We start from the raw sequence: 26,598 nt of genomic DNA on the forward strand, positions 1-26,598 counted from the left end.
GAGAAATAAATAGTGGGGGCGTCGGGTTGCCCTGAGACAGCGGTCAAACAGCTGGCGTACAGGCCATCTGTCACTGCTCAGATCAGGCAACTCGGCGCCCCCATTGATTATTCTGCTCACAGCGCAATTCTGAACAATTGTTCTGAATTTGCCTTTCCCCTACTTTCCTAAGGGATAGTTCCTACAGGAAAGCTAGGCCGGGTCATTAGACGCCGGCACCCTGATGCAGTTTGCTCAGGACCACCTATCGTTACAGCTTTCCGTGTGTAAGGAAGCTCACGATATGCTGCGAAACCTACCACTCAGTGCTTCAGGCCGGTTGCGACTGCTCATCGGGGCGGCCTTGTGCAGCCAATTGCTGATGCCTGCATTCGCCCTGGCCGACCCGGCCTACGATGCCCTGATCATCCAGGCGCGTAACGGCAACTTCACACCCGCCCTCACTCAACTGCGCCAACTGCCGGCTGAACGCCAGACGCCGGGGCAGATCAGTGATCACCTGGTGATTGCCGGTTGGGCCGGGCAAGACGCCGAAGTGCTCAAGGTGTACGAGGCGCAGGGCAAAAATCGCAACCTGACCACCCAGGCGCTCGCCACGGTGGCCCGTACCTATCGTAATCAAAAGCAGTGGCCGCAAGCCTTGGCGGTTTACCAGCAGGCGCTGCTGCGCGAGCCGAATAATGTCGACCTGCAACTGGGCCAGGCCCTGACCCAGGCCGACGGCGGCCAAACTGATGAAGCGGTGCGACGCACGCGCGCGCTGGTGGCGGCCAACCCCAATGACCCGAACCGGCGCATGGCCCTGGGCTATGCGCTGACTCGCGCGGGCCTGAATTACGACGCCTTGTTCGAATTTGACCAGGCTTTCATCCGCGCCGGCGACAAGCCCGAGGTGGTGCGTGAATATATTGTTGCGCTGCAAAAGGCCCGCTTGCCGGAACCGGCGCTGCGCCTGTCAGCCAAGCACCCGGGCGTGCTCGACGCCGTCACCCAGCGCCGCTTGGAAGGCGACCTCGCCGCCGAGCGCGTGCGCATGGCCGAGTTCGCCACGCGCACCGAGAAAGAACGCTACGTGATCGCCGATCGCGCCCTCAGCGATTACGACCAACTGCTCGCCCGCTGGACCCCGGACGCGAGTGCGCATGACGACGTGGTGCGCTGGCGCATCGACCGCCTCGGCGCGCTCAAGGCGCGGGCGCGCACCGCCGACGTGATCCGCGAGTACCAGACCCTCAACGGCGAAGGCGTGCAGTTGCCCACTTATGCCCTGCGCTGGGTGGCCGCGTCTTACCTCGACCAGCGCCAGCCGGAACAAGCCGAGCCGCTGTATCGCCAAGTGTTGAGCGCCCCGGATGCCGACGCCAGCTACCGCGTCGACGACAGCACGGCACTGTTTTATGCCTTGCTGGAAAGCGACAAGGTGAACGAGGCACGTGTGGTCGCCAACGACCTCGCCAGCAGCCAGCAGCCGCGTGTCGAGCTCAAGGGCTTGCCGATCGGCAACCCCAACGACAATTGGATGGACGCCCAGCAACTGTCGGCCCAGGCCGGTACCTACGGCGGCGACTTGCCGGGCAGTGAAGCCGGCCTGGAAGACCTGGTGTCCAAGGCCCCGGGCAACGTTGGCCTGCGGTTGGCCCAGGCCGACATGTACCGCGCCCGCGACCTGCCACGGCGCGCCGAAGGCACCCTCAAGGAAACCGAAGCCCAGGCCCCGCGTGATATCGGCCTGGAAGTGTCCCAGGCCTACACCGCCATGGACCTGCAGGAGTGGCGCCAGATGGACGCCCTCACCGACGACGTGCTCGCTCGCAACCCGGACAACCGCCAGGTGCAGCGGCTCAGTCGCCTGCGTGATGTACACGACATGGCTGAACTGCGCGTCGAGGCCTACACCGGTAAAAGCTTTGGCGGCGGCAACAGCGGCGACGCCGGCGCAGTGGCGGGCAGCCGCGACTGGGGCATCGAAAGCGTGCTCTACAGCCCGCCGATCAACGAGGACTGGCGCGTATTCGCCGGTGCCGGTTACGCCACCGCCGACTTCACCGAAGGCACCGGCCAGCATCGCTGGCAGCGCGTCGGCGTGGAGCAGCGCACCCGCGACATGACCCTGGAAGCCGAGGTGTCCAACCACTCCTACGGCTTTGGCTCCAAGCAGGGCGCGGCGGTGTCGATCGCCCGTGACATCAATGACAACTGGCAGTACGGCGCCAGCCTCGGCTACCTCCTGGCCAGCACGCCGTTGCGCGCGTTGAATGCCGACATCACGGCCAACGGCGGCAGTGGTTTTATCCGCTGGCGCGAGAACGAAAGCCGCGAGTGGAAACTGTCGTTGAGCCCGTCGCATTTCAGTGACGGCAACAACCGGCTCGAAGCCTTGCTCACCGGGCGCCAAGGCATCTACAGCTCGCCCAATGTGCAAGTGGACCTGGGCCTGGAAGTCGGCGCCAGCCGCAACACCAAGGAAGACACGATCTACTTCAACCCCAAGTCTGACCTCAGTGTGTTGCCCACCGTCACGGTCAACCATGTGCTCTATCACCGCTACGAGACCCAGTGGAGCCAGCAGTTCCAGGTCGGTGCAGGTACGTATAGCCAGCGGGATTACTCCACCGGTGGCGTCGGGTTGATCGGCTATGGCCAACGCGTTCGCTGGAACGACGTGCTCGAAGCCGGCGCCAACCTGAGCCTGATCAGCCGCCCTTATGACGGCGATCGCGAACGCGATCTGCGCCTGCTCGTCGACCTCACTTACCGTTTCTAAAAGAGCCTGACCATGACTGTTCTCAGCCGTTGCTTATTGGTTCTGGGCGTAGTGCTCGCCGGCGCTTGCGCCCAGCAGCCCGCGCCCTACACGCCCCCCGCCGAGCGGCCCGTGCCTGCGCGTGAAGCGCCGTGGCCGAAAAACCATTTCCTGGGCATTGCCTACCACGACATCGAAGACCGTGACCCCGACCAGGCAGTGGTGGCGGTGCGCACCGAACGGTTGATCGAACAGTTGGCCTGGCTGCGCGAAAACGGCTACCAGCCGGTGAGCGTCGACCAGATCCTGGCCGCGCGCAACGGTGGGCGCGAGTTGCCGCCCAAGGCCGTGATGCTCAGCTTCGACGACGGTTATTCAAGCTTCTACACCCGCGTGCTGCCGATTTTGCGCGCCTACAACTGGCCGGCGATCCTGGCCCCGGTGGGGTATTGGATCGACACGCCGCTGAACAAACCGGTGGACTTCGCCGGCACACCGCGCGCCCGTTCCGACTTCCTGACGTGGGAGCAGGTGCGCGAAATTTCCAAGTCGCCCCTAGTGGAAATCGCCGCCCACACAGACGCCAGCCACACCGGCATCCTGGCCAACCCCCAGGGTAACCTGGAGCCTGCGGCCGCCACGCGTCGTTATGATGCCGCCACTGGCAAATACGAAACCGAAGCCCAGTTCCAGGCGCGCATGCGTGCCGACGTAACGGCCATTTCCAACAAGCTGCGCGCCATCACCGGCAAGGCGCCGCGTGTGTGGGTGTGGCCTTACGGCGCCGCCGACGGCACCTCATTGGCAGTGGTGGGTGAGCAGGGCTACCAGATGGCCCTGACCCTGGACGACGGCCTTGACGACCTCGCCAACCTCAAGAGCAGCCCGCGCTTTTTGGTGGCCTCCGACCCGGATGGCGAGCACTACGCCAACGCCATCGTCGGCACCCAGTCGCGGACCTCAATGCGCGTGCTGCACGTGGACCTCGATAACGTCTACGACCCCGACCCCGCCCAGGAAGCGCGCAACCTCGACCTGTTGATCCAGCGCGTGGTGGACATGGGCGCCAGCACCGTGTTCCTGCAAGCCTTCGCCGACCCCAAGGGTGACGGCCTGGTGCATTCGGTGTACTTCCCCAACCGCCACCTGCCGGTGCGCCAGGACCTGTTCAACCGCGTGACTTGGCAATTGCGCACCCGTGGCCATGTGGCGATCTATGCGTGGATGCCGGTGCTCAGTTTTGCCTTGGACCCGGCGTTGCCGCGCGTCACCCGTTGGGACCCGAAAACCGGCCAGGTCGGCATCGACCCGGACCAATACAAACGCCTGTCGCCGTTTGATCCGAAGGTGCGCCAGCAGATCGGCGAGATCTACGAAGACCTGGCGCGTAACACCTCTATCGACGGCGTGCTGTTCCACGATGATGCGCTGTTCTCCGACTTCGAAGACGCCAGCCCCGCAGCGCTCAAGGCCTATGCCGCCAACGGCCTGCCGAACACCCTCGCCGCACTGCGCGACGACCCGGCAGTGATGCAACGCTGGACCCGTTTCAAGAGCCGCTACCTGATCGACTTCACCCAGGAACTGGCCGGCAAGGTCCGCGCGATCCGTGGGCCGCAGGTGCAGACCGCGCGCAATATCTTCGCCGAGCCGATGCTCAACCCGGCGAGCGAAACCTGGTTCGCACAGAACCTGGATGACTTCCTCCAGACCTACGACTGGACTGCGCCGATGGCCATGCCGTTGATGGAAGGCGAGACGCTGAAGAACTCGAATGCCTGGCTGGAAAAACTCGTTGCGACCGTCAAGGCACGCCCCGGCGCCCTGCAGCGCACCGTGTTTGAACTGCAAGCCAAAGACTGGCGCACCGCGGACGCGCCGAATATCGATGGCGCACAAATGGCTGAATGGATGGGTGTGCTCAAGCGCCAGGGAGTCAGGAGTTTTGGCTACTACCCGGACAACTTCCTGGAAAATTCCCCGGACTTGAAGACAGTACGTCCGGCCCTTTCCAACCAATGGAACCCTTGACCATGTTCGACAGAATCCTGGCTTTATTCGTGTTGGCGCTGGTATTGGGTGTGCCCCTGGGCCTGATCTTCCTGGTCACCGGGCAGTTCCTGATGGACTTCGTGTTCTTCTACCCGCTGTTCATGTCGGCGCTGTGGATCGCCGGCGGCCTGTACTTCTGGCTGCACTGGGAGCGCCACTGGCCGTGGAAGGAAGACACCCCGGCGCCAACCCTGGCCGGCAACCCGCTGATCTCGATCATCATCCCTTGCTACAACGAGGGCGATAACGTTGCCGACACCCTTCATGCGGCGCTCGACCAGCTTTACCCGAACATCGAAGTGATCGCGGTCAACGACGGCTCCAAAGACAACACCGCCGCCGTGCTCGACGCCCTGGCGTTGCTGCACCCACGCCTGCGCGTGCTGCACCTGGCGCAGAACCAGGGCAAGGCTGTGGCCTTGCGCATGGGCGCCGTGGCGGCGCGCAGCGAGTACCTGGTGTGCATCGACGGCGATGCGTTGCTCGATAAAAACGCCGCGGCCTATATGGTTGCGCCGATGCTCGACAACCCACGCCTGGGCGCCGTGACCGGCAACCCGCGCATTCGCACGCGCTCCACCTTGATCGGCCGCGTGCAGGTGGGCGAGTTCTCCTCGATCATCGGCTTGATCAAGCGCACCCAGCGCGTGTTCGGCCGGATCTTCACGGTCTCGGGTGTGGTGGTGGCGTTTCGCAAGAAGGCGTTGGACCGTATCGACTATTGGTCCACCGACATGATCACCGAAGACATCGATGTCAGCTGGAAACTGCAGCTGGACCACTGGAGCATCTTCTACGAGCCACGCGCGCTGTGCTGGATCCTCATGCCTGAAACCGTCGGCGGCCTGTGGAAACAGCGCCTGCGCTGGGCCCAGGGCGGCGCCGAGGTGCTGTTCAAGAACATCCGTGGCATCTGGCAATGGCGCCACCGCTACCTGTGGCCACTGCTGTTCGAATACTGCCTGTCCACCGGTTGGGCCTTCACCTTCCTGCTCTCGGTGATCTTCTGGGGCCTGGGTAAATTCATGGTGCTGCCACAGGCGATTGCCGTGGACTCGCTGGTGCCACCGGCGTTTACCGGGCTGGTGCTGGCGATGGTGTGCCTGCTGCAATTTGCGGTGAGCATCCTGATCGACCGGCGCTACGAAAAAGACCTGTGGAAAACCCTGTTCTGGACCGTGTGGTACCCGATGGTGTTCTGGCTGGTCAGCCTGTTCACCACGCTGGTCAGCTTTCCCAAAGTGCTGTTCAACCAGCACCAGAAACGCGCGCGCTGGGTCAGCCCGGATCGCGGCATCAAACCTGCCGAAGAGGAGGCGTGATCATGAAACTGGTCAGAACTCGCCAGAACACTGTGATGTGGATCGTCGATGTGCTGCTGACGTTACTCGCGTGGGCCGGGTTGGTCTGGCTGCTGGTTCGCGGCATGAGCGCCATGCTCGAAACCCACGGCGGCCCGCGCCTGGAAGCGCCGATTTTTGCGGCGCTCAATACCTTGCAGATCTACCTGTGGATCGCCCTGTTCAACGCGGTGATCCTGATCAGCTGGGCGCGTTATCAGCAACGTAAAGGGCGCAAATTCGCGCAGCGCCGTGCCGAGGCCAACGCGCTCAGCGACAAGAGCCTGAGCGAAAGCTTCAACCTGGGCGACGGCCACCTGGAGCAGTTTCGCAAACCGGGCGTGCTGGTGATCCACAACGACGAGGACGGCGGCGTGGAAGATGTTAAATCCCACGTTTCCCGTGACGTCGAGCGCCCAGCCCTGACCCTGGTACCCGGCCAGGAAAAAGACAAAGGCGCCGGCTGAAACTGGGTCTGGAGCACATCCAGGATCAAATGTGGGAGCTGGCTTGCCTGCGATGGCATCACCTCGGTCTGACTGAAACACCGAAGCGCCCGCATCGCAGGCAAGCCAGCTCCCACACTTGCCAGCGCTTACATTCGACCTGCTGTGCCTGGTATTCCGATAAATGGGATCCAATTCACAAAACACCCGCGAACTTTTCTGTATTCCCCGGTACTAACCTATCTCGGCGCTTAGTTAGTGGCTAATTGATGGCTACTCAACTGCTATTTGCCCGATCGCTATCAAAACTGTCGCCGCCTGTCGGATTAAAAGCTTCAGTAACAGGCTGTCACTCTTTTTTGATAATTTATAACTGTTATTTATCAACGGCTTGCAAACTTTATTCAAGCGAATGAGCCACTTGTCCAACGCCTTGGACCTGTGGAAGTTCGATGTTAGTTTGCCGCCCCTTGATTTTCGATGGATCGAACATGCCTTTGTTATTGCCACGGACTCGGTATTTGCTGTGCACTTTCCTGCTCGCTTACTTGAGCCTGAACAGCGCCACAGCCGCCCCCACGCCAGGGGATCAAGACCTGATCCGCGACCGGCAAAACCGCCTGCTCGAAGAGCAAAGCCGGCGCCTGCAGGAACTCCAGGACCTGCCCGGCAAAGAGGCCAAGCCCCAGGCACCGGCCACGCCCGCCGACACGCGCTGCTTCCCGATCAAAGACATCCAGCTGCAAGGCGCCGACAGCCTGTCGGCCCCGGACCGCGAACGTCTGCTCAAACCCTACGTCGGCCAATGCCTGGGCGTCTCGCAGCTCAATGAACTGCTCAAAAACATCACCGACTACTACATCGCCAAAGGCCGCGTGACTAGCCGCGCCTACCTGCCGCAGCAAGACCTCTCCAGTGGCCACCTCCAAGTGCTGGTGGTGGAAGGCAAACTTGAAGCCTTGAAAAGCGCCGAAGGCAGCAGCGTCACCGACCGCGAGCTGGCGATGGCCTTTCCCGGCAACGTCGGCGATGCGCTCAACCTGCGTGAGGTCGAGCAACTGGTGGACCAGTTGAACCGCTTGACCTCCAAGCAGGCGCAAATGGAACTGACCCCCGGCAGCCAGATCGGCGGCAGCGACGTGGTGGTCAAGAACACCCCGCAAAAGCCCTGGCGCGCCAGCCTGTCGCGCAATAACGACGGGCAGAAAAGCACCGGCGAACAACAATGGGGCGCAGGCCTTGAGTGGGACAGCCCGCTTGGCCTCGCCGACCAACTGGTGCTGCGCGGCGGCCATGACGCGATCAGCGACCACCAGAAAACCTCGAAAAACACCCTGCTCTACTACAACGTGCCGTGGGGTTGGTGGAACTTCAGTTACACCTACAGCGAGAGTGATTACCGCGCGCTGGGTTACACCGACGCCTTCAAGTTCAAGCAGTCGGGCGACAACGAAAACCACCAGTTGCGCGCCGAGCGCGTGATCCATCGCGACGACGTCAGCAAGACCTCGGTCAACGTCGGCCTGGCCCACCTGCGCACCAACAACTACATCGACGACGCCCACCTTGAAACCAGCAGCAACCGCCTCAGCGAGTTGCAATGGGGCATCAACCACGGCCGCCGCATCGGCACGGCCTTCGTCAACCTCGACGTGGGCATGCAAAACGGCATCGGCGCGTTTGACGCCCAGGCTGAAAACGAGCGCGACAAGAACGGCAATCGCCAGCCCAGTGCGCGCTACCGCAAATACACCGCCACCGTCAGCTACTTGCAGCCGTTCAGCCTGTGGGGCGAGTCGTTCAGTTTCTCCAGCCTGGCCACCGGCCAACGCAGTGAAGACATCCTCTTCAGCCCGCAACGCATGAGCCTCGGCGGCTCGGCTTCGGTGCGCGGTTATAAAGACCAGCAGCTCACCGGCGACAGCGGCGGCTACTGGCGCAACGACGTGCGCTGGGCCCGCCCGGTGACCTGGGACTGGATGCGCCCGGCATTCGCCGAATACGGCGCCAGCGTCGGCTACGACCAAGGCGTGATCAGCAATGGCCGCTACAACGGCGACGTGCACGGCCGGGTGTCGAGCAATTCCCTGGAACTGTTCGCCCGTGGCAAATACGTCAGCACCAGCGTGACCTTTGCGCACTCTTTGGAACGTCCGGCAGTGATGAACGAGCGCGAAGCGCCGATCTACTTCCGCATGGATTTCTTCCTGTAATTCAACGCCCCGCTGCAACGAGAACCTGAAAATGGATGTTCGCCACTTTGCCTTTCTGGCCCGCCAACCTTCTGCTGCGCTGAAGCCGCGAGACACGTTCTTCGGCCTGCCCAAGCGCGGCCTGGTGCTGATCCTCGCCAACGCGCTGTTCTGGCAGCCGCTGTTGGCCCAGGCGGAAGGCATTGTGGTGAGCAACCCCGCCACCACCGTCGGCGCGGCAGGCAATGGCGTGCCCGTGGTGAACATCGCCACGCCCAATGGCAGCGGCTTGTCGCACAACCAGTTCAAGGACTACAACGTCGGCCCCAACGGCGTGATCCTCAACAACGCCACCGGCGCCGTGGTGAACACGCAGCTGGGCGGCTACATCGTCGGCAACCCCAACCTCAAGGGCGGCGCCGCCAGCGTCATCCTCAACGAAGTCAACGGCGGCAACCCCAGCCAGTTGCGCGGCTACACCGAAGTGGCAGGCCAGTCGGCCAAGGTCATCGTCGCCAACCCCTACGGGATTACCTGCAGCGGTTGCGGCTTCATCAACACCCCCAACGTGACCCTGACCACCGGCAAACCGGTACTTGACGCCAGCGGCCAGTTGCAGCGCTACCAGGTCGATGGCGGCGCCGTGACCATCGACGGCGAAGGCTTGAACGCCAGCAACGTCGATCGTTTCGAAATCATCACCCGCTCGGCCAAGATCAACGCACAGATCAATGCGCGCGAACTGACCGTGATCGCCGGGCGCAACGACGTCGATGCCAAAACCCTGACCGCCACCCCGCGCGCCGACGACGGCAGCGCCAAGCCGGAACTGGCGATTGACTCCTCAGCCTTGGGCGGCATGTACGCTGGCGCGATCAAGTTGGTGGGCACCGAAGCCGGTGTGGGCGTGAAGCTCGACGGCACGCTGGCGGCCAGCGGCGGTGACATCCAACTGGATGCCAACGGCCACCTGAGCATGGCGCAAACCGCTGCCACCGGTAACGTCAAGGTGACGGCGCAAAGCGTCAACCTCACCGACAAGGTCTACGCTACCGGCAACGTTCAAGTGACCAGCGCACAAGCACTGGTCAACCAAAAGAGCGTGGCCGCCGGCCAACGCATCGAACTCAACGCGGCCAGCGTGAGCAACGCCGGCATCATCGAAGCCGGTGTAGCGCCAGACAACAGCCGTAACGCCAGCGGCGACCTGGTGGTGAGCGCGCAAACCGTCAACACCACTGGCAACCTGTTGGCCAGCCGCGCATTGGCGATCACCGCCGCGCAGGCGCTGACCAACCAGGGCAGCATCCTCCAGGGCAAAACCGTCAGCGTCAGCACGGCCAGCCTGACCAACCAAGGCGCCACTGCACGCATTTTCGGCGAGCAAAACCTGGCGATCAGCGCACCGGCCATCGCCAACCTCGGCGGCTTGATCCGCTTCGGTGAAGGCCAGGCCGCCACGCTCGACAGCACCTCCCTGGACAACCGTCAGGGCCGCATCGAAATGGCCGGCGGCAGCCTGGTGCTGACCAGTGGCGCATTCAACAACAGCGGCGGGCAAGTCATCGCCAACGTCCTGACCGTCAACGCGGGCAACCTGAATAACCAGAATGGCGTAGTGGTTGCCGGTGCCCTGACGGTCAATGCCCGTGACCTCGACAACAGCCTCAAGGGCCTGATCCAGGCTGACAGCGGCGCGCTGAACCTCACCGTCGCCAATGCCTTCAACAACAGCCAGGGGTTCGCCCAGGCCAGCACCGACCTCAACCTCAACGCTGGCAGCCTCAGCAGCAACGCCAATGGCGTGCTGAGCGCCAACACCGGCAAATTGACCCTCGTTACCGCGCAACAGCTCAACAACGCCCAGGGCCGCTTACAGGCCGGTCAGGGCGATATTGCGCTGCACGCGGCAAGCCTGGACAACCAGAACGGCGTGATCGTCGGCAAGCAACTGCTGCTCGACGCCAGCGGCGGTGATATCGACAACCGCGCCGGGCGCGTAGTGGGCGACCAACTCGACGTGCGCGCCTCAGGCCTCGACAACCGCAACGCGGGCCTGCTGGCCGGTGGCGCGCAGGGCGTCAGCTTGCTGCTCAAAGGGCCGGGCCAATTGCTCAATGCCCAGGGCCGCATTCAAAGCGAAGGCCTCCTGCAACTGCAAGGCGAGCGTCTGGACAACAGCGCGGGCATCCTGCTCGGCACCTCGGTTGACGTCACCGCGCAAACTTTCACCAACAGCAACAAGGGTGCGCTGGTCAGCGATGGCGGCGACATCACCTTCAACGTCAGCGACCTGCTGACCAACGCTGGCGGCACGCTTGATGCCGGCGAGCGCAGCCTGCTGGTCAAGGCCCTCACCACCCTCGACAACAGCGGCGGCACCCTGCGCGGCAAGCGCCTGGACATCACCGCGCAGCACCTGAACAACGACGCGGGCCAACTGCTGGCCGGCAACCAGGGTATGCGCTTCAGCGGTCAGGACGTGTCCAACCGCAATGGCCTGATCCTCAGCGGTGGCGCGCACACCCAGCTGGACGCGGGGAGCCTGAATAACCAGGGCGGCACCGTGCAAGGCGACACCCTGACCGTCACCGCCGACAACGTGGATAACGGCAGCGACGGCTTGCTGGCGAGCCTGGTGGGCGACCTGCAACTGACCGTCCAGGCCCTGGCTAACCGAGGCGGCAAACTGTTCGGCAAAGAACAGGTCACCGTCAGCGGTGCGACCCTCGACAACAGCGCGGGCGGCCAGGTCAGCGGCAACCTGATCAACCTGACCTCACGCGGCACGCTCACCAACCAAGGCGGCCTGATCGAGGCCAACAACGGCCTGACCCTCAGCGGCGGCAACCTCGACAACAGCGCCGGTGGGCAACTGCGCGCCCTGGCTGGCGCCAGCAGCAGCCTCACCCTCAGCGGCCAGGTGAATAACCAGAACGGCACCCTCGAAGTTGGCAGCACCGCCTTCAGCCTCAACGCCGCCAGCCTGAACAATCAGTCCGGCCAGTTGCAACATGCAGGGCTGGGCCTGTTCCGCCTCAACACCGCCAGCCTCAGCGGCAGCCAGGGCACAATCAACGGCATGGGCAGCGCCGATTGGGCGTTCGGCAATGTCGATGGCCTGGGGCGCGTGCAACTCAATGAAGTCCTGACCTACAAAAGCGCTCAGGGCCTGACCCTCAAGGCGGGCGACCGCATGGCCAGCGGCAAGGGCCTGATCCTTGACGTCGCCAGCCTGAACAACGGCGGCGAACTGCTCAGTGACGGTGACCTGAACATCACCACCGGCGACATGACCAACAGCGGCCGCGTGTCCGCCCTGCAAACCCTGACCGTGGCGGCCAATAACCTCAGCCAGAACGGCGGGCGCCTCGCGGGCCTGAACACCCAGCTCAAACTGGGCGGCACCCTGGATAACCTCGGCTTTCTCACCGCGCGTCAGCAGCTGGATATCGCCGCAGCGCAAATCAACAACCGTGGCACCCTCGGCGCCCAGGGTGCAGTGAACCTCACCGCCATCAACGGCATCACCAACGCGGCCGACTCGCTGCTGTTCAGCGGCGGCGACATGACCCTGCGCGGTAACGGTTTCAGCAACCTGTATGGCGACGTCTACAGCAAGGGCAACCTGAGCTTTGCAGCGGTGGATGGCGGCAAGGCGGTGCTGTTCAGCAACCGCTCCGGCACCGTGGAAAGCGAAGGCTCCATCGGCATCCATGCGGGCTTTATCGAAAACGCCAAAGACGAATTTGAACTCGGACAGACGCTGACCACCGGCAGCCTGAGTTGGATCTGTCACCAGCACTGCGGCGAGAGCGACAACTGGGAGCGTGGCGATATCACCATCTACGAGACGTACCTTGAGGCGGCGACCAAGGATTCGGTAGCGGCGCGCCTGGTGGCTGGCAAAAACATGCTGGTGCAAGGCGACAATGTGCAGAACCGCTACAGCCTGATGGCCGCCAATGGCGACCTGAGTATCACCGCCGGTGACCTGCTGAACCAGGGCGCCGCAACGCGCACGGGGCAGCGCAAGCTTGTTGTCAGCACGCCAGGTCACGTTTCCGACGATTTGTTTGAAAGCATGCAATATATCGACGTTCCAGCGTTCAATGCGGCCACGGCGGCTGGGCATTTCGATAAGGCGCGCTTCGAAGAACTGAAAAACCGCTCACCCAATAGTTGGCCTTTCGCCCACTCAAGCGACGTCACCACCTGGACCGACAACGGCGGCCCAGGCTACGCCGCCACGATGCAAGCCGGCGGCACCGTCAACCTCAACGTCGCGCGTACCCTGCAAAACGGCACGCTGCATAACAACACCCTGGCGCAGTTGACTGGCACCCTTGGCGATGACCAGACCGGCATCCCTGTGGGCGGCATCAACATCAACCTGAGCACACACGCCAACGACCCGAGCGCGCAGGGCCCCGGCACTGTGTTGCCGGTTGCCGCCGTTGCCCCCGGCGGCGGCTTCGTGCCCGTGGACTACACCGGCACGCCGTTCGCCCCGGTCGACCCCACCACCGCCCCGAACTTCCAGCTGCCCAAGGGCGAGTATGGCCTGTTCGTCAAAAACCCAGACCCGACCAGCCATTACCTGATCGAGACCAACCCGGAATTTGCCACCACCTCGGGCTTCTTCAGTTCCGACTACATGCTCGGCAAACTCGGCTTCACCGATGACAACGCCTGGCGCCGCCTGGGCGATGGCCAATACGAGAGCCGCCTGATCCGCGACGCCGTGCTCGCGCAAACCGGCCAACGCTTCCTCGCCGGCGGCCTCTACAGCGACGCCGACCAGTTCCGCTACCTGATGGACAACGCCCTCGCCAGCAAAGACGCGCTGCGCCTGAGCCTTGGCGTGACGCTCACCAGCCAGCAGGTCGGCGCCCTGACCCACGACATCGTGTGGATGGAAAACCGCGTGGTCGATGGCCAAACCGTCCTCGTGCCGGTGCTCTACCTGGCCCAGGCCGAATCGCGCAACGTGCGCGGCAACAGCCTGATCCAGGGCCGCGACCTCAACCTGGTCACCGGCGGCGACCTGATCAACGTCGGCACCCTGCGCGCCAGCAACAACCTCTCCGCCGTCAGCAGCGGTAGCATTTACACCGGCGGCCTGGTGGAAGCCGGCAACAACCTGAGCCTGCTGGCCCAAGAGAGCATCCGCAACGCCATGGCCGGCGAAATTCGCGGCAAACAAGTCAGCCTGGCCGCCCTCAAAGGCGACATCACCAACGACAACACCGCAATTCAAGTGCGTGACGGCGCCGGCATGCGCACCCTCACCGACGCCAGCGCCGGCACCATCGTCGCTCGCGAAAACCTTGCCATGGACGCTGGCCGCGACCTCACCAACCGAGGCGCACTCACCGCCGGCCAAGACGCCAACCTGACCGCCGGCCGCGACCTCAACCTCATCGCCGCCAGCGACACCAGCATCAAACACGAGTCCCGCGACGGCGGCGAAAAATCCAGCATCACCACCGACGTTAAAAACCTCGCCGCCAGCGTCACGGCGGGCGGCAACCTCAACATGAAAGCCGGGCAGGACGTCAACATCATCGGCAGCACGGCCACGGCCGGTAAAGACCTCACCATCGCCGCCGGCCGCGACGTCAACGTCGCATCCGTCAGCGACATGCACAACGTCGAGGGCAAGGAAAAGCACGGCAAAAAACGCATCAAGACCTCGGATGACCAGACTACCCAAGTGGCCAGCGTGCTGACGGCAGGCGGGGATTTTGTGAGCCAGGCTGGACGTGACACCACGATAGTGGCGAGCAAGATCAGCGCGGGGAATGAGGCTTATCTGTATAGCGGGGATAAGTTGAACCTGTTGGCGGCGCAGAACAGCACCTACACGCTCTACGACATGAAGGAGAACGGCGGTTGGGGTGCGAAGAAGACCAAGCGTGATGAAGTTTCTCGCGTCACAAACGTGGGGACTGAGATCAAGACAGGTGGCGACCTGATTCTCAAAAGTGGCGGTGATCAGACCTATCAACTCGCTAAGCTTCAGAGTGGCAAGGACCTAACCCTGGACAGTGGAGGGGCTATCACCTTTGAAGCTGTTAAGGACCTGCATCAGGAGAGTCACGAGAAGAGCAAAAACAGCTTGGTTTGGACCAGTGCCAAGGGTAAAGGCACTACCGACGAGACGCTGCGCCAGAGTGAGTTGGTTGCGCAAGGGAAAGTTGTTATCAATGCGGTGGACGGCCTGAAGATTGACGTCACGCATGTAGATCAACAAACAGTCAGTCAGGCCATCGATGCGATGGTAAAGGCAGATCCACAGTTGGCCTGGTTGAAAGAAGCCGAAAAGCGTGGGGATGTCGATTGGAGAAGGGTTCAAGAGGTCCACGATAGCTTCAAGTATGACAACTCCAGCCTGGGGGGAGGCGCGGCGTTGGTGATTGCCATCATCGTCACTTATTTCACCTGGGGAGCGGGCGCAGGCCTCGTTGGTGCGGCCTCCTCAACCACAACCGGACTTGCCGCTAACTCTGTTGTTACTGCCGTGGCAGTAAAAGGTGCAACCAGCACGATTAATAACAGAGGGAATCTCGGTGATATCGCTAAGGACGTCACTTCCGGCGAGAGCCTTAAAGGCTACGCGATTGCGGGGTTGAGCGGTGCAATCGCTAAGTTTGCGGGCGTTACAGAAAGCCTGACGGCTTCAGACTTAGGTCGACAACTGGCCGTCAATTCTGCGTTGAGAACAGTAACGAGCGGCGGCAGCTTTACTAAAAATGTGGGTCAGGCAGCCATTGATTTAACCGCCAGCGTTCTTTCTGGAATGATTTATGAACGTGTTGGTACCGAATTAAGCGGAACAGGACTAAGCACCAAAGTGGCGGTGCATGCCATTGTGGGCGGATTGATCGCGGAGGCCGCAGGTGGCGACTTTGCAGCGGGCGCGATTGCGGCCGGTGCGAACAAGGCGCTCATACAAACATTCGGCGCTGAGATGTTTCCAGGCGAGGCGCATGGTCGCGTTCTTGCGATGACCTCACAATTAATCGGAATGACGGCTGCGGCAGGATTAGGGGGTACTGCGAAAGATCAGGAAGTGGCTGGGTGGGTCGCGCAACAAGGTACGGTTTATAACTACCTTGAACATTCGGATGTAAAGTCTTTCGCGGCAGACATGAAAGGCTGTGGCAAGGACACTCAGTGTCAGCAAAATAAATGGAATAAAGAACGTTATAATGAAGAAAGTATTTATAACACGGAGCATGCCCTTGGTATTAGCAGCTCGATGTTCGCCAAAGATAAGCTCCCTGGCGTAATTGTCGCGCTGGATGAGCTGATGTCTATCGAGTGCCAGACAGATGTGTGTGAGGGATACAAAACCGAACTCATAAGTCGCTCTGTGCTCGTGGCCGGCCATTTGGCGAAACAGATTGCAGACTGGGGCCCGTCCATGGATAGGCTGTCGTTATTAAATGGTGCTGCAACCGGTGGCGGTAAAGTCGAATCGAGGACACGTTTGCCGGGGGAGGTCGATCCAGCGGGTTTGGTTCAGCTTGAAAAGGCGATCAAGTATTTAAGGGATAATAAAGGCCCGTCTGGCTTGATTTCCGGAGAGACAAAAGTTGTCGGTACCGGCAAACCGGCCGCAAACGACGCGAGCTACAGTGTTCCCAAAGGATATACGCAGGGCAACGATGGGACTGTGACAGGGCCAGGCGGTGGGCTTTACAAGGCTACCGGAACACTGGATGGCAATGGCAATCAGATTTACCTGGGCAGTAATGGCAACTACTACACCTTGACGGGCGAGCGATCAACGCGAATTGTTTCACCTAATCCGTCGTCAGAAATCGGAGCAACAGGCAAGATAGGAGAAGACCTGCTCAGGCCGCTGGGTGGCCAGTCTCAAGTGACCTTTCAAACGACACAGGGAGCCCGAGTTGTCGACCAGTTAGCCCCCGGCAACATGGCTCATGAGTCCAAGGTGGGTTACACGTCGCTGGACGCCAATACCGCCCTTCAAGTCGCGAAAGATGCAGAGTTGCTAAGACGCGGTTTAGTCAATGGCGTAACATGGAATTTTTTCAAGAGCCCTGTTACGGGACGCGTTGGCCCTGCGGCAGCACTAGAAAAGGCACTGACCGAGGCGGGCATTAAGATAAAGGTGCATTAACAATGAAGTTCACAACAGCCTATACGCCAGTTACAACAGCCTTTGCGTCTATGAGCACGAAGGAACTCAATGGTTTTTATGAGGGTTTCATGCTCAATAAACCCTACTGCTTAGATGAATTAATTCAAGCAGTGTGGCAGACGCCTGGGTATGAGGATTGGCGTGCAGATTTCTCCCCGGAGTCTCTGGATCTATTAGCAGAGTGGTTGGCTTTTCAAATGACCAAAGTCAACCTGTCGTCAAAAGGCGACACACTCGCTGAGGACTCAGTCGCCAGTGCGGCGGGCGTTGAGGTATCTGATATGTCCGATGAAGAAAGGTCTTTGGCTGTGTTAGTGGGTATGTATTATGGTGAGGTCGCTGTCAGAAATAACCCGTTACTTACGTGGTCTCAGTTGAAAGGCAATAAAAAGCAAGCGGATTATGGTCAGCCTGTTATCTCCGCCTCCGGGAAGCTCCCCACCAATCCGATGCGCGTGGTTAACGCATTCGCATGCGGCCTTGCTGACGGTTCAAGAACGAGCGCTCGACTTCGAGAAACCTATGATTATTGGATGGGGCTGATAAATCAGGAGAAATAGAGTCGAATTAGGGGGCAGACCACGGTTTATATTAATGGCGGTCTGACCCCTATTTCCTTATCAGTCGGATTATTGGAGGTTGCGGGCTCGGAGCGGGGAGTAATTAGACGTGGACTATTCGAGAATAATTAATCTTATTAAAGAGTCGGATTTCGTTGAGTTTGCTGATTATGGTGACAGGATTGCTGGTGAGTGGATTTATAAAGCTGAAACTCGTCTTGGGTTGAAGTTGCCTGATAGCTATAAATGGTGGCTGAAGTGTTATTCTGGCGGGGAAATATCTGGGGAGGAGATTTATAGTATCTACGAAATGGATTTTGATAGTGTAAGGGGTGGTGATATCGTTTATATATCAATCGTTAACGATCGAAATGGGTTGTGTGGGAAGGAAAGGCTCTTTATCTGTGAACCGCCGGGTGCAGGTGAATCATTTTATTTTGCCACGGACGATGGTCTTAATGATGGGGAGTATACTGTTTATAGGCTTGACCTTTCTGATCAAGCTTCTAGTTTGTATGCGAAAAACTTTATCGATTTTTTAGAAAAAAGAATAATTTCTTTCGGTTGAATAATGATTATTCGTTTAAAAATGGTTGAGAAGTTCTAGGTGCAAAGAACTGCGGAAAAGCGGGCAGATTTATTTAATTATCTTTGTTTAATTTACACAGATCTGTCCCCTTTTTTTGCCTCCAATGACGGGAGGTAAAGCGGCTAGCTATACTCCAGATCAGATCAGTACAGGGTTGCAAAAAGCCTACGGAGATATTGGCCGCCCTGAGCTTTTTAAATCGGTACAACATTTAATAAAATAGGGGTGTTTGTTATGTCGGATAAACAAGTCTACGAACTGACCATTGATGATCTTGCTGATTTTGGTGTTTGGTTTTTTCCGATGGACGATACCGTAGAGGATGAGTTGACAGTGCGTCCTCTGGCCGAACAAGAAACTTGCTCAGATTTTCAGATTATTGTAAGAGCTAATTTTTTTGGAGTAAGTGGCTCTGTATATTCTGGTTATTTATATTGGGGTTCTGATTGTTTGGTTGAATACCTAAAGCCAGTTATCTTGTCGCAAGCGGGGGAAACCATCAGCTTTTGGAACGGTATAGTACAACCCACGTGGGATAGTTCTGATTTCTCCGATTTACTTAGATCCGATTTGCCAATTTCTTATGTTTCAGAGCCGCTCCTTAACCTTCCTTCGGTTCGTGGAAGGCTTGAGGGGCTTTATTATCTGGCTGGGGATCGAGTGTGTTGCGTAAGCTAAGGGGGAAGTTGAGGAAAATAGGGGTCAGACCACGGTTTATATTAATGGTGGTCTGCCCCCTATTTCCTTCCTGTACGATAAATACCGCCCAGCAATTGAGTCGGAGAAAAAGCGTGAAAATTAATAAATGGTTTTTAATAGTATTGTTGTCGGCCTTGGTTGGTTGCGCACCTTCCCATTCCAATTGGGAAAATGGAATGAATCTCTGGATAGGTACTCAGTTCGATTCCCACCTTTACAAAGGCTGCACGCGCGGATGTGGCGACTCATATTGGTCGCCTGTAAATAAGAATAAGACGTTTGATAAGGTTGTTGATGAAAACGGAGGCAGGCGGTATTACATGACTTGGATTAGAGATTGTCGATATTCGGTTTTTGTCGCTGCGGATCGACTAATAAAGTCATGGAGATATGAAACGTCTAACATAAAAGGATGTTATGTCTTTTAACTGCTGTCTTAAGCAGAGAAAAGTAGAAAATAGGGTCAGACCCTGTTACGGCGGGAATCAATGATATACCTGCGCCGCTCAGAGGTTGCATTGCGGTGTGTGAATCGTTTGAATTTTCTGAACTGTCTTTTTGGCCCAGCGATTTGGTTGATACGTATTTTAGTCAGTTATATGTGTGACAAATAGCGAGGCCCACTGGTGTTGCGCGCATCAGTTGGGCGGCGCCAGGGCCGCCCGGCTTTTACTCAGGATGGATCGGCATTGAGCCTGCGACTGATGACGTCCAGCAAATCACACCCATCGCGCAGCGGAATGGCCAGCAAATGGGCGAAGTCTTGGAGCACTACGGCATCGCTGCTGAGCTGTTCGCGGAAGGCGAGGTTTTCCAGCAGTTGGGTGACGGCGCGAATGCGGAACACGGCGGCGTCGTGGAGGACGTCGAGGGGAGCTTGGGTGTCGATGAGGAGAGCGGGGACGGTGCAGTCGTGGCCCGTGAGGGGCATGTATTGATTCATTTGAAACCTCGTTTTGATGGTTTGAGCCATCACCTGATCGTCGCCAAACGAATAGGTGGCAGCTGTACGCAGGTTGGCGAACCGGAAACGAGTAACCGGCAGACCCGAAGGTCTCCCGCGCACAGCCGCCATAACAGCGACTCTGCAGGTGCAAAAAAGCCTGCAAAAAAAACGCAGAACGTTTTTGCACTCGTTATCGGGTCGCCAAACCCGATCGCCCTGTTTGGGCGACGGCCGGGACTATAAGCCCCCAACCCAAACCCACGCAAGGCGTCAAACTGATGGCACAATAACATCGCCTCACGTCTCCGCCATTCTTGCTGACACATTGGCGATGACTCAGCGCATCAAAGCACCCGCACCGGCCTCTCGCCGGCGCACCCAACCCGTTTCACCGTTAACCACAAGGAAGAAGTCCATGATCAAGCTGTTCTGCAAAGCTGCTGTTGTATTGTCCCTTGCCACCCTGTTTGGCTGCTCCTCGACGCCGTCGGTCGAGAAGATGCAGGCCGACGTGGCCAACTACTCGTTGCCCAAGGCCGCCGTCGCCGATAAAGGCCTGGTCTATGTGGTACGCCCAAGCAACGTCGGGATGATGGTGCGCTTCAACGTGTTCCTGGATGACAAGGAAGCCGACTCGGAGATGGGTTACAACCGTGGTAACCAGTACATTTATTTCTTCGTGACTCCGGGTCAGCACGTGATCAGCTCCAAAGCTGAAAACTGGGCCGACATGCCGATCAACGTCAAGGCCGGTGAGGTGGTTTACCTCAAGCAGGAAGTCGAAATGGGCTTCGCCGTGGCGCGCAACAGCCTCAAAGTGCTGAGCGATGTGGAAGGCCGTTACCTGGTCAAGGATGCGTCCCTGGGCACCGTGGCAAAAGAAAGCAAGTAATCTGAACAGGCGTTAAGCGGCCGGGCCCTGTGCTCGGCCGTTGTCGCTGTTAACTCCCCAAACATTAAAGGACTGATGTGAAAAACCTCCTTTTGATCCTCCTCTCTACGCTCATCCTCGGCGGCTGCGTCAGCCAGCCTCTCACCCCCGAGCACCGCGCCCAGGTCAAGACCGTCAAAGTGCTGCCCGTGAAGTGGGAGTCGCAACAGATGGTCTACATGGGCCGCGAACAGGCCTGGGGCGCGGCGGTCGGTGCCGGGCTCGGCGCGGGCATCGGCATGGCGGCCGGGGCATCCAAGGTTGGCACGGCAGCATTGTCGGGCGCGGGGTTTGCGGCGGGCATGAAGGCCGGCGAGTTGGCCGCGTTGCCGACGCCTACGGCGATTGTCGCGCTGGTCAACGCCGAGCAGATTGATGTGGGTGTGTTGCTCAAACAGAATTTTATCGACGCCTTGGGCAAGACTTCGTCACTCAAGGTGGTAGGCGACGATGAACCCGCCGATGCGCAGATTCAGCTCACCGTCACGGAGTGGGGCTTTCGCCTGACCCAGGGCTTCAGCAGCGTGGTGTACCCCACGCTCACTGTGGTGGCGCGCATGGACCGTGGCAGCGAGATGCTCTGGCAAACAGTCGAGACGGTCACCCCGTTCAATGGTCAGAACGTCTACGGCTACACGCCAGACACCTATCGCACCGACCCTGTGGCCCTGCGCCGTGCGCTCACGGGGATTACGCAGATCTCCAGCGGGTATCTGGTGAAGGAACTCAAGTAGCCCTGCGCGTGAATACGCCGGCTGCGTCATGAGCCGCAAGGCATCAACCCATCATCAAGGATGATCAATGAAATCCAGCAAGTTCTCGCTCCTCGCTTTTTTGATGTCCTGCCTGGTCGCAGGCTGGGGGTTGGTGTACGTCGGGCGCATTCAATGGGCCATCCGGGTGGCGGCGCTGATGTATATCGGTGTTGTGCTGATGGGGGTGAGCGGGCTGGCCGCCACACCTGTCGGGCTGTATGTATTCATCGCTTTTATCATCACGCTCAAGCTGGCCTCCGCGATTGCCTCCGCCGTGATTGCCCGCCATTACGACGGCCCGCCGGGCGTACCACGCAAGCGTTTCCATGTGCTCTACGTGGGTGTGTTGATCGTGATCACCTTGCTCATATTCGAGGTGTTCCGCGCGCCGCTGCTGGGCTTCAAAAACTACTTCATACCGTCGGGCTCGATGGCACCGACGCTGTCGGTCGGTGACTACATCATTTCGGACTTGCGGCCAGGTGCGCCCAAGGTGGGCGATATCGTGGTGTACCGCTGGAACGGCACCGAGGCGGTCAAGCGCGTGGCGGGCGTTGGCGGCGACACGCTGGCCATCGTCAATGGCGAGTTGATCCGCAACGGCGAGAACCTGGGGCTGTTCCACGCGCCGGCCGCGCGCGTCGAAAAGGACTACTCCCTGGCACTGGCGCCACTGCGCGTCGAGCCGGGCCATGTGTACTTGTTGGGCGACAACCGTGATGTGAGCAATGACAGCCGCTTCATGGGCCAGGTGGCCGATGAGGACGTGGTCGGCAAAGTGACCGGCATCTGGTTCTCGGGTGAGCTGGGGCGCATCGGTACCACTTTCCCTTGATGCGTGAGGTTCGTGCGCATGGCCGGTTTCGACGAGAAGGGTTCTTCGGCTGCGTTGAGCACCCAATCGCAACGCTATGAAGTGGGCGAACTGGGCGCCGGTTTGCGTCTGGCGGGCAACCTGCCGTTGGGCGGCTATACCCCGGCGCGGGAGCGAAAGCACTTGAGTCCGGTGGGCAACCCCGTAAAATGCCGCCGCACTGGCAACATGCCACCTTTCAGGGACGAATAAAGCAATGCGTGTTTTTGCCTTTCTCCTGGCCATCTGCCTGATGGCCGGCTGCGCTTCCAAGCCGGACTACTACCTCTCACCGGCGCCGGTCACCCTTCCCAAGACGGCGACTTACTGGCTCGACACCTTCGACGTGGACGTGGTGGGCAAGAACGAGCGCTTTTTGCCGGATGCCAAGGTCCGCCAGCAACTGGGCGTCGACCTGGTCAACCGTCTGCTCCAGGCCAAGCGCTACGCCACCAGCAAAGACAAGGCCGATTACCTGCTGGATGTGAGCGTTATCTATACGCGGCGCATCCAGGACACCCAAGGTGGCTTCATGACGGCCATCGTCGATGACAACACCATTCTCGCCAGTGTCGACTTCCACTATTCGGTCAAGATCAAGCAGGCCGATGCCGAGATACTGCACTTTTCTCAAGCTCGCCAGGGGCTGATGCCCGCGGGTTACAGGGGCGACTGGCAGAACATGAAAACCATGGCCGGCGTGCTGACCAACTCCGGCAATTCGAGCGTTGAGTCCTACTACACCGGGTTGTTGAGCCGGTTTATCGTCGACGACCTGCGCAACATTCCTTCCCGTTAGTTTTACTGCTGCAACGGCTGATCTCTCACTCTAGGAGCACCACGTGAAAACACTGTCCAAAATCCTGCTGTCGGGCCTCACCGCCGCAGCGCTGCTGACCGTGGCCGGTTGCGCCACTGAAAGCAACCGCGCGCTGCCGGTGGAGCAAGTCGCCAGCGCCAACGTCGCCTATTCCGGCGTGCGCGTGCCGATTGCCGTGGGCAAGTTCGACAACCGCTCCAGCTACATGCGCGGCATCTTCTCCGACGGCGTCGACCGTCTCGGCGGCCAGGCCAAGACCATCCTGATTACCCACCTCCAACAAACCAACCGCTTCAGCGTGCTGGACCGCGACAACATGGGCGAAATCTCCCAGGAAGCTGCGATCAAAGGCACCGTGCAGAAGCTCAAGGGTGCTGACTACGTAGTGACCGGCGACGTGACCGAGTTCGGCCGCAAAGAGACCGGCGACCGCCAGTTGTTCGGCATTCTCGGCCGTGGCAAAACCCAGGTGGCTTACGCCAAAGTCGCGTTGAATATCGTCAACATCAGCACCTCTGAAGTGGTGTATTCCACCCAGGGCGCGGGTGAGTACGCACTGTCCAACCGTGAAGTGATCGGCTTTGGCGGCACCGCCAGCTATGACTCCACCCTCAATGGCAAGGTCCTCGACCTGGCCATGCGCGAAGCGATCAACCGCCTGGTCGACGGCATCAACGCCGGCGCCTGGAACCCGCGCAACCAATAATAAAAACGCCAAGGAGCAGTACACGGATGAGCAAGGCAGTGAAGTTGGCGCTGATGCTGACAGCAATCGCGACGGTCGCCGGGTGCCAAACGGCGCCCCAACCCCTGTATCAGTGGGAAAGCTACCAGCCGCAGGTTTACGAATACTTCAAGGGCGAGCCCAAGGAAGCGCAGGTGGAAGCACTGGAGCGCGATCTGCAAAAGATCAACGCCAGTGGCCGCAAGGCGCCGCCGGGTTACCACGCGCACCTGGGCATGCTGTACATGACCATGGGCAAGGATGACCAGATGGTGCAGGAGTTTCGCACCGAGAAGGCGCTGTTCCCCGAGTCTGCTTCCTACATGGACTTTTTGCTGAAAAACGCCAAGACCGGAGTCGCCACTAAATGAGCCTGTTAAAACTCACTGGCGCCTTGCTGGCCCTGGCCTTGCTCGGCGGTTGCGCAGCCCCCAAGACCATTGATTACACGGCGTACAAACAGGCACGGCCCAAGTCGATCCTGGTACTGCCGCCGGTCAACGAGTCGCCCGAAGTGCAGGCGTCGTACAGCATGGTGTCGCAAGTCACCTACCCGCTGGCCGAAGCCGGCTACTACGTGTTGCCGATTGCCCTGGTGGACGAAACGTTCCGCCAGAACGGCCTGACCACCGCCAACGATATCCAGGCCGTGGCGCCGGGCAAGCTGCATGACATCTTTGGCGCGGATGCGGCGCTGTACATCACCGTCAGCGAGTACGGCACCAAATACATGCTGATCTCCAGCGACACCTCTGTGACGGCCTCGGCCAAACTGGTCGACCTGCGCACCGGCACCACCCTGTGGACCGGCTCGGCGCGCGCGTCCAGCGAAGAAGGCAACAACAATGGCGGCGGCCTGGTGGGCATGCTGATCACGGCGGCGGTCAAGCAGGTGATCAACAGCTCCACCGATGCCGCGCACCCGATCGCCGGTATCACCAGCGCGCGCCTGCTGTCGGCGGGGCAACGCACCGGCATTCTGTACGGCCCGCGTAACCCGAAATACGGCACCGACTGATCTGTCGAAATGCAGCCTTTACTGGCCCCCCGGTCAGTAAAGGCACCGGGTGATCAATTCACCAGAATGTCTTTGGGTTTGATCACCTGCGTGCTCTTCACCAGGAAGTCCGGGTTTCGGTCGCCGGTCAGGTCTACGGCAATGAAGTAGCGATAGGTCTGTGGGTTGAAGCTCACGATTGTCTCCCCCGCGCGCCCGCTGAATGCGTTCACGAGGGTCAGGCGTGTATTCGCTTTTTTCTCGACGCCGCGCAGGTCAATGTTGTCTGTGCCGCTGGTGAAGTCCATGAGCTCATCCGGCGCTTCAGGCGTGGAGTCGCTGGCGTGGTGGTAGACGAACGTGTCGGCGCCCCGGCCACCGCGCAAGCGATCGGCGCCGCCGCCGCCCGTCAGCCGGTTGTCGGCGTCGTTACCGATCAGTGCATCGTGGCCTGAACCGCCAATCGCATTTTCGACGGTGCAACCGCGCGCGATAGAGACATTGCCTTGCAAGCCGCCCACATCGGAAAACGAACCCGCCTTGAGGTTGATGACCTGGTTGTTGCCGTACCCCGAGACGTCCAGCGTGTCGTTGCCGGCGCCGTCCCATATGCAAAACGCAGCGGTATCCCGGTGGTTTTTCAGGGTGTAGTAATCCCTGTCGTTGTTGGCATTGAAGCCGTAGGTGTTGTTCTCCCGGCGGGTCTGATGATTGGCGCCGTACGTGTGTTGGATGGCGCTGATGTCATCCATCATCGGCGCCTTTGGCCGCTCGCCTAGCTGTTTGCCGCTGCCTTGAGCGTCGAAATAGCTCATGACGGTATGGGCTTTTGAGTCTTGTGCGTAGACCCGCTGATCTTCCGTCGCCTGGCCGTTGTAGTGGCCCGGGTGGGTCAGGCCAAGGGTGTGACCGATTTCATGGGTTATGACCGTGCGCGCCACAAAATTGGGGTTGTAGACGGTATCGCCGCCTTGCACATGGGGGCTGGGATAGAAGCCTTGGGCGGCAACCTCGCTGTTGGAAATCCGAAAGGACAATCGCCCCTCTGCCCGGCTGCCGTTTTCAGTGAAGCTCAGGTTGGCCACATCGCTCCAGGACTGAATGGAACGCCGGGCCTCGTGTTTCTGCGCGTCGCTGAAGCTGCCGGCCGCGTCGTTTTTGAAGTGATAAGAAATCTCGGTCTTGCCGTTTCGGTTCCAGTCCTGCCAGGGGCCCGTGCTCTGCGTGAGTTGCTCAACGGCGCGTTGTTTATCAAAGGACTGTTTGTTGATCCGGGTGATATGCGGGTCGTCCGCGCGCAGCGTGGGGTCAGCATTAGCCGGGGTTGGAGTGTGAGTGCCCATCGCCGAGGTATCCGAACGGCGGTTGTATTGAAGGGGTAAGTGTTGAGCCGGGCGCACAAACCGGTGCTGGCCGTGGGGGTGTATGAACGGTCGGAAGATGGCCCGGAACACGGAGGGCCGGGAAGCACGGTGGGCCTGATGATTGGCCTGTGCAGGGGAGGGGTAGAAGAACGTTCTTAAATCGATTCTCAAGATGCCGATTCCTGGTGGGTATTTACGCTTTTCCTTACGTGATCACGTGTGCGGGCTCCCTTTTGCCAAGTGTAAAACTGCCAGTGCGACGTTAAATATCCAAAGGTCGATATGTGTCTGCGTAAATCTTTTTCGCTGGGTTTATAAGACGTTCAGGCAGGCGTGTGTTGGCTCACGCAATGTTTAACTTCAACGCTGGCCCCGGCGCTGTGGGACGCGCGACAGCCCAGGGATTTGCCCGAG

General features: G+C 59.8%; 19 protein-coding genes. 17 read left to right on the forward strand and 2 right to left on the reverse strand.

Translation table 11 applies throughout. The annotated features are described in order from the left end of the window. Window positions 1-283 precede the first annotated feature (283 nt). The 9 genes from pgaA to WBB95_RS10695 all read left to right on the forward strand — a co-directional run bounded on the left by pgaA (window position 284) and on the right by WBB95_RS10695 (window position 18,773). Complete coding sequence (gene pgaA, locus WBB95_RS10655; protein WP_424487553.1) at window positions 284-2,764, forward strand: poly-beta-1,6 N-acetyl-D-glucosamine export porin PgaA; 2,481 nt, start codon at window positions 284-286, stop codon at window positions 2,762-2,764. 12 nt (window positions 2,765-2,776) lie between these two features. Beyond that, a complete protein-coding gene (gene pgaB, locus WBB95_RS10660; RefSeq protein WP_424487554.1) occupies window positions 2,777-4,774 on the forward strand; it encodes a poly-beta-1,6-N-acetyl-D-glucosamine N-deacetylase PgaB in 1,998 nt (665 codons plus the stop codon). 2 nt (window positions 4,775-4,776) lie between these two features. Continuing rightward, a complete protein-coding gene (gene pgaC, locus WBB95_RS10665; RefSeq protein ID WP_424487555.1) occupies window positions 4,777-6,117 on the forward strand; it encodes a poly-beta-1,6-N-acetyl-D-glucosamine synthase in 1,341 nt (446 codons plus the stop codon). Between the two features lie 2 nt (window positions 6,118-6,119). Next, on the forward strand, window positions 6,120-6,602 hold the full coding sequence (pgaD, locus tag WBB95_RS10670; RefSeq protein ID WP_424487556.1) for a poly-beta-1,6-N-acetyl-D-glucosamine biosynthesis protein PgaD: 483 nt from the start codon (window positions 6,120-6,122) through the stop codon (window positions 6,600-6,602). 470 nt (window positions 6,603-7,072) lie between these two features. Beyond that, window positions 7,073-8,794, forward strand: a complete 1,722-nt coding sequence (locus tag WBB95_RS10675; RefSeq protein ID WP_424487557.1) for a ShlB/FhaC/HecB family hemolysin secretion/activation protein — start codon at window positions 7,073-7,075, stop codon at window positions 8,792-8,794. Between the two features lie 31 nt (window positions 8,795-8,825). Then, window positions 8,826-16,925, forward strand: a complete 8,100-nt coding sequence (locus WBB95_RS10680) for a filamentous hemagglutinin N-terminal domain-containing protein (protein WP_424487558.1) — start codon at window positions 8,826-8,828, stop codon at window positions 16,923-16,925. A gap of 2 nt (window positions 16,926-16,927) precedes the next feature. Beyond that, on the forward strand, window positions 16,928-17,506 hold the full coding sequence (locus tag WBB95_RS10685; RefSeq protein ID WP_424487559.1) for a hypothetical protein: 579 nt from the start codon (window positions 16,928-16,930) through the stop codon (window positions 17,504-17,506). 109 nt (window positions 17,507-17,615) lie between these two features. Then, on the forward strand, window positions 17,616-18,074 hold the full coding sequence (locus WBB95_RS10690) for an SMI1/KNR4 family protein (RefSeq protein WP_424487560.1): 459 nt from the start codon (window positions 17,616-17,618) through the stop codon (window positions 18,072-18,074). A 255-nt stretch (window positions 18,075-18,329) separates the two neighbouring features. Beyond that, window positions 18,330-18,773 (forward strand): hypothetical protein, encoded by a 444-nt coding sequence (locus tag WBB95_RS10695; RefSeq protein ID WP_424487561.1) that lies wholly within the window; start codon window positions 18,330-18,332, stop codon window positions 18,771-18,773. 694 nt (window positions 18,774-19,467) lie between these two features. Here WBB95_RS10695 and WBB95_RS10700 read toward each other — a convergent pair. Continuing rightward, window positions 19,468-19,725, reverse strand: coding sequence for a hypothetical protein (locus tag WBB95_RS10700; protein ID WP_177006290.1), 258 nt, complete (start codon window positions 19,723-19,725; stop codon window positions 19,468-19,470). Window positions 19,726-20,239: 514 nt separating this feature from the next. Here WBB95_RS10700 and WBB95_RS10705 point away from each other — a divergent pair. The 8 genes from WBB95_RS10705 to WBB95_RS10740 all read left to right on the forward strand — a co-directional run bounded on the left by WBB95_RS10705 (window position 20,240) and on the right by WBB95_RS10740 (window position 24,841). Beyond that, complete coding sequence (locus tag WBB95_RS10705; RefSeq protein ID WP_169876735.1) at window positions 20,240-20,632, forward strand: DUF2846 domain-containing protein; 393 nt, start codon at window positions 20,240-20,242, stop codon at window positions 20,630-20,632. Between the two features lie 77 nt (window positions 20,633-20,709). Continuing rightward, the gene (locus WBB95_RS10710) at window positions 20,710-21,405 is read left to right on the forward strand and encodes a hypothetical protein (protein WP_424487562.1); all 696 of its coding nucleotides are present in this window, start codon (window positions 20,710-20,712) and stop codon (window positions 21,403-21,405) included. Between the two features lie 67 nt (window positions 21,406-21,472). Next, entirely contained in the window at window positions 21,473-22,261 is a 789-nt protein-coding gene (gene lepB, locus WBB95_RS10715) for a signal peptidase I (RefSeq protein ID WP_424487563.1), read from the forward strand. Between the two features lie 18 nt (window positions 22,262-22,279). After that, a complete protein-coding gene (locus tag WBB95_RS10720) occupies window positions 22,280-22,492 on the forward strand; it encodes a hypothetical protein (protein WP_424487576.1) in 213 nt (70 codons plus the stop codon). Window positions 22,493-22,496: 4 nt separating this feature from the next. Beyond that, entirely contained in the window at window positions 22,497-23,078 is a 582-nt protein-coding gene (locus WBB95_RS10725) for a hypothetical protein (RefSeq protein ID WP_424487564.1), read from the forward strand. Window positions 23,079-23,121: 43 nt separating this feature from the next. Next, a complete protein-coding gene (locus WBB95_RS10730) occupies window positions 23,122-23,805 on the forward strand; it encodes a CsgG/HfaB family protein (protein WP_424487565.1) in 684 nt (227 codons plus the stop codon). A 26-nt stretch (window positions 23,806-23,831) separates the two neighbouring features. Further along, window positions 23,832-24,194, forward strand: coding sequence for a DUF4810 domain-containing protein (locus WBB95_RS10735; protein ID WP_424487566.1), 363 nt, complete (start codon window positions 23,832-23,834; stop codon window positions 24,192-24,194). Beyond that, window positions 24,191-24,841, forward strand: coding sequence for a DUF799 domain-containing protein (locus tag WBB95_RS10740; RefSeq protein ID WP_424487567.1), 651 nt, complete (start codon window positions 24,191-24,193; stop codon window positions 24,839-24,841). Before WBB95_RS10735 ends, WBB95_RS10740 begins: the two co-directional genes overlap by 4 nt. A 53-nt stretch (window positions 24,842-24,894) precedes the next feature. Here the strand turns inward: WBB95_RS10740 and WBB95_RS10745 are convergent, their stop codons facing one another. Then, window positions 24,895-26,163, reverse strand: a complete 1,269-nt coding sequence (locus WBB95_RS10745; RefSeq protein ID WP_424487568.1) for a M10 family metallopeptidase C-terminal domain-containing protein — start codon at window positions 26,161-26,163, stop codon at window positions 24,895-24,897. Window positions 26,164-26,598 lie beyond the last annotated feature (435 nt).

Origin of the sequence: Pseudomonas sp., assembly GCF_049645325.1 — a bacterium.
Classification (GTDB): Bacteria; Pseudomonadota; Gammaproteobacteria; order Pseudomonadales; family Pseudomonadaceae; genus Aquipseudomonas.